This is a genomic window from Mycobacterium sp., assembly GCF_051006775.1.
GTDB lineage: Bacteria > Actinomycetota > Actinomycetes > Mycobacteriales > Mycobacteriaceae > Mycobacterium.
Map to the genome: position 1 here is coordinate 1 of NZ_JBPCSX010000040.1, position 4,912 is coordinate 4,912.

Annotated in this window: 4 protein-coding genes; all 4 read left to right on the forward strand. The window is 62.5% G+C overall.

Annotated elements, in window-relative coordinates:
* The coding region (locus tag ACR2JI_RS02925) for an MCE family protein (RefSeq protein ID WP_526387852.1) at nt 1-879 on the forward strand (879 nt) is incomplete at its 5' end.
* On the forward strand, nt 876-2,174 hold the full coding sequence (locus tag ACR2JI_RS02930; RefSeq protein ID WP_526387854.1) for an MCE family protein: 1,299 nt from the start codon (nt 876-878) through the stop codon (nt 2,172-2,174). The genes ACR2JI_RS02925 and ACR2JI_RS02930, both read left to right, overlap by 4 nt.
* A 32-nt stretch (nt 2,175-2,206) precedes the next feature.
* On the forward strand, nt 2,207-3,307 hold the full coding sequence (locus ACR2JI_RS02935) for a virulence factor Mce family protein (protein ID WP_526387858.1): 1,101 nt from the start codon (nt 2,207-2,209) through the stop codon (nt 3,305-3,307).
* Nucleotides 3,308-3,314: 7 nt separating this feature from the next.
* Nucleotides 3,315-4,775, forward strand: a complete 1,461-nt coding sequence (locus ACR2JI_RS02940; protein WP_526387856.1) for an MCE family protein — start codon at nt 3,315-3,317, stop codon at nt 4,773-4,775.
* Nucleotides 4,776-4,912: the final 137 nt, after the last annotated feature.

A 4,912-nucleotide genomic window follows, 5' to 3' on the forward strand; every position in this document is an offset into this window, starting at 1 on the left:
CTCGCGACTAACATCGATCAGCTCGACACGGCGAAATTGTCCCAATCCCTTTCGACTCTCTCCGAAACCTTTTCCAGCACGCCTCCAGAGTTGCAGGCCGCTGTACAGGGTCTCGGCCGGTTCTCCGCGTCGCTGAACAATCGGGACGTGCAGTTGCGAGAGCTGTTGGCCCACGCCTACAAGGCGACCACCGTGCTATCCAATCGCACCGATCAGGTCGTCCTCCTCATCCAGCAGACCAACGCGCTTCTGGCGCAGTTGCAGAGCGAAAGTGCGGCTCTTGACGAGGTTTCGGGCAATCTTTCCAGCCTCGCCAGACAGCTTTCGGCCTTCGCCTCGGAGAATCGGACTCAACTGCCACCCTCGCTGGAGAAGCTGAACGGCGTCCTCACGATCCTCGCCAACCACAAGAAGGATCTGCAGCTGTCGATCAAGCGTCTCAACGCGTTTTCGATGTCGCAGGGTGAGGCCGTCTCTACTGGCCCCTGGTTCAATTCCTATATCGTCAACCTGCTGCCGGGCCAGTTCATTCAGCCCTTCATCGACGCGGCGTTCTCCGACCTCGGCCTCGAACCCGCCGTCCTGCTGCCCTCGGAACTGACCGACCCACCGACGGGCCAACCGGGAACGCCGGCCCTGCCGATGCCCTTCCCGCGTACCGGTCAGGGTGGTGATCCGCGGATGACTCTGCCCGACGCGATCACCGGCAAGCCGGGCGATCCCCGTTATCCGTACCGGGAACCGCCGCCGGCTCCGGCGCCGGGCGGACCAGCGCCCGGTCCGCCGATTCCCGGCGCGGAGGGCCCTTCCCCCGCACCTGAACCGGTCTACCGGGCAGCGCCGAATGAGCCGGCCCAGACAGGACGGACGACCCCATGAACCTCTCACGATCCGCTCGCCGGCTGCTGGTGTTCGGGCTTGCCGTTGTGCTGGTCGGAGCGGTGGCTCTGGTGGTCCTACCCAGCCGGTTCGGGAAGACAATGATGACGGCCTACTTCGAGAACAGCAACGGCATCTACGAAGGCGACACCATTCGGGTCCTCGGCGTACCGGTGGGCAAGATCAAGAAGATCGTTCCGCAACCCTCGCGCTCACAGGTCACCTTCTGGGTGGACAGCAAGTACAAGATCCCCGCCGACGCGAAGGCGGTGGTCATCTCACCGACCCTGGTCAGCGCGAGGTTCATTCAGCTCATCCCGGTCTACACAGGCGGCCCGGCACTGGGGGACAACGCCGTAATTCCGCGGGATCGGACGGCCGTACCTGTCGAATACGATGACCTGCGGATCCAATTGAAGAAACTGACCGAGACCCTGCAGCCGACCACGCCAGGCGGGGTATCCACCTTGGGCGGCTTTGTCAACACGCTTGCGGACAATCTACGCGGTCAAGGTAGTTCGGTCCGCGACACCGTGATCAAGCTTTCACAGTCACTGTCGATCCTGGGTGATCAGTCGGGCGATATCTTTGGAACAGTCAAGAACCTGTCGATTCTGGTCTCGGCGCTCAGTGGCAGTACCGACCTGATGCGTCAACTCAACCAGAATCTCGCCGGGGTGACCGGCCTACTCGCGAACAGCCCGGACGAGGTCGGGACCGCCGTAGCTGACTTGAATACGGCAGTCACCGATATGGATGTCTTCCTACAGGAGAACCAGGGCCATCTCGGGACCGCCTTCGACCGCCTCGCCGAGATCACTCAAGCGCTCGGTGAGAGCAAGGATGATCTGAAACAGAGTCTGCATGTTGCGCCGACCGGCCTGTCGAACTTCATCAATATCTACGAACCCGCCGGAGCGACCACAACGGGTGCGCTGTCACTCAACAACTTCGCCAATCCGCTGCAATTCGTCTGCAGTTCGATCCAGGCGGCGTCGCGCCTGAATGCGGAGCAATCGGCGAAACTCTGCGTTCAGTATCTGGCCCCGATCTTCAAGAATCGCCAATACAACTTCCTCCCACTCGGAGTCGACGGAATGCCGGGCGCACCGATTTTGACGGTCGGCGCCCAGGCGCGGCCAAATGAAGTCACCTACAGTGAGGATTGGATGCGACCGGACTACGTACCGCCAGCACCCGCTTCGGCACCAGTGGGCGGTGATGCGCCTGCCTCCAGCAGTGATCCAGCTGCTGGTCTGCAGGATTTGCTATTGCCTGCTGAAGGTGGACGGTGAGCGCGGCGCGGCGCGGTCGTCGAACGACCGGGCTGGTTGTGGCTGTCGCGCTGACCCTCTCGGGTTGCGGGTGGCGCGGCCTCAACTCATTGCATCTGCCCGGCAGCGAGGGTGGTGGATCGGACTCTTATCTGGTGCAGGCACAAATACCGGATGTGAATAACCTCGAGCCGAATTCCCGGGTGCGGGTGGGCGATGTCAATGTCGGCACGGTGACCAAGATCGAACGCCAGGGCTGGCATGCGCTGGTGACCATGCGATTGAACGGCGACGTTTCGCTTCCGTCCGACGTCACCGCGAAGATGGGCCAGACCAGCCTGCTGGGTTCCCAACACATCGAGCTTGCCGAGCCGGCAACACCGGCCGCCACGGAGCGACTTCACGATGGATCGGTGATTCCGCTGAAGAACGCCGGCGCATTCCCGACCACCGAGCAGACGCTTGCAGCGGTCTCGCTCCTGCTCAACGGCGGCGGCATTGGCCAACTACAGGATGTCATCGAGGCATTCAGTACCGCCCTGCACGGACGTGATCAGGATCTCCGCAGCCTGATCAGCCAACTCGATAGATTCGCTGGCTACATCGATGATCAGAGCGGGGACATCATCGCCGCCACGGAGAGTCTGGACCGAGTGGTCGGCAAATTCGCCGAGCAGCGCCCAGTTCTCGAACGGGCACTGAAGACGATTCCCAACGCACTCGCCGTTCTCAAAGACCAACGTCGCAACATCGCTGAAGCCCTCGATCAGTTGGGGAAATTCGGCGCGATAGCCACCAGCTCGATCGGTCAGACCAAGGAGACGCTGGTCAAGGAATTCAATGACCTTGCGCCGGTGTTGCGGTCGGTCGCCAACGCAGGTCCGGCGATCACCCGATCGCTGGGAATGCTGGCCAGCTATCCGTTCCCGACGGACACGCTGCAGAACTGGATGCGGGGCGATTACGGAAACCTTTCTCCCACCATCGACCTCACCCTCAGCCGCATCGATGCGTCGTTCCTGACCGGTACCCGTTATGAGGGCCTCCTCACGCTGCTGGAAATTCAGTGGGGGAGAACGATCGGTCAGCTACCGAGTCCGTATACCTCAGGTAACCCGCTTATCGCTCCCTACCACCTCGACCAGGGGCCCTAACGTGCACATGTCCAAACGACTTGTCATTCAGTTGGCGGTGTTCGCGATCATTTCAGTGGTTGCCGGGGCCATCATGATCGGCGACTACATCAAGATCCCGGCGATGTTCGGCGTCGGGCGTTACACGGTGGCCATGGAGTTGCCGGTATCGGGCGGGCTGTACCGCAGCGCCAATGTGACCTATCGCGGCACGACGGTCGGCAAGGTTGAATCCGTGGGCCTGGCAGCCGGCGGTGGGGTCCGCGCGGTGCTGTCGCTGAAGTCTGGAATCGCTATCCCCTCGAACCTCGAAGCCGAGGTGCACAGTGCATCGGCCATCGGCGAGCAGTATGTGGCCCTGCTGCCCCGTGACGGTGACTCGGCGCCACTGCGCAACGGCGACACGATCGCACGCGCGAACACCTCAGTTCCGCCCCCGATCGACGCGCTACTTGATGCATCGAATAGAGGCCTGCTCGCGATACCGAAGGATAATCTGAAGACCGTTGTCGACGAGTCGTCCACCGCGTTCGGCGGTCTCGGTCCAGAACTCTCCCGGATCGTGAAGGGCGCCAGCCAACTCGCAATCGACGCGCGGGCCAACCTCGGTTCGCTGACGTCGCTCATCGACTCTTCCGCGGCAGTCCTCAATTCACAGGCAGATTCCGCCGATTCCATCCGGGCATGGGCCGCACATCTGGCGACGGTCTCCGGCCAGCTCCGTGACCGCGACGCTGCAGTCAATGGTCTTATCGCCAACGGCAGCCCCACCACCGAGAAAGCACGCCAACTTATCGAGCGGCTGCAACCGACACTTCCGATAATTCTTGCCAATCTCGGATCCGTTGGTCAGGTTCTGGTGGATTATCATGCCGGTCTCGAGCAATTGCTCGTGCTCCTGCCGCAGGGCGTCGCAAATATCCAGGCCGGCTCGGTCGCCAACTTGCACTCGAGAAATGACAACCCCGGTGGATACCTGAGTTTCAACGTGAACCTGAACTTGCCGCCACCGTGTACGACAGGGTTCCTGCCGGCGCAGCAACACCGTACGGCCGTCGCGACTGACTATCCGGAACGTCCGAACGGATTGCTGTACTGCCGAGTTCCGCAGGACTCGCCCTACAACGTGCGTGGTGCGCGCAATCTGCCGTGTCTCACCAGGCCCGGCAAGCGCGCCCCGACGGTTCAGATGTGCGAAAGCGATGAACAGTACGTTCCGCTGAACGATGGCTATAACTGGAAGGGTGACCCGAACGCCACGAATTCGGGCCAGTCCGTACCCCAGCCGGTGAGTTCCCCGCGTCCGGCCGCTGCCGCACCCGCTCCGGTGGCGCCGGCGCCACCGCCGCTTGCCGTCGTGAAGTATGACCAGACCACCGGTACCTATGTCGGCCCCGACGGTCGGGTCTATTCGCAGACCGACCTGGCCAAGAGCGGTTCCCAGGAGAAGACGTGGCAGGACATGCTGAGTCCGGAGGCACCGAACTGACCGAGGCGGAGGACGTCGGGAGGGACGACGCCACGGCCGAGGAAGTCGACGTCGTCACGCCCGCGGCCGATGAGACCGCGGCGGGCACGCGCCGGCGGTCTTTTCGGTGGGCGCTGGTGTTCGGTCTGGTCACCGCC

Bases quoted from the DNA above. Each gene is read 5' to 3' on its own strand.
- ACR2JI_RS02930 (WP_526387854.1), top strand. From the start codon at position 876: ATGAACCTCTCACGATCCGCTCGCCGGCTGCTGGTGTTCGGGCTTGCC.
- ACR2JI_RS02940 (WP_526387856.1), top strand. From the start codon at position 3,315: ATGTCCAAACGACTTGTCATTCAGTTGGCGGTGTTCGCGATCATTTCA.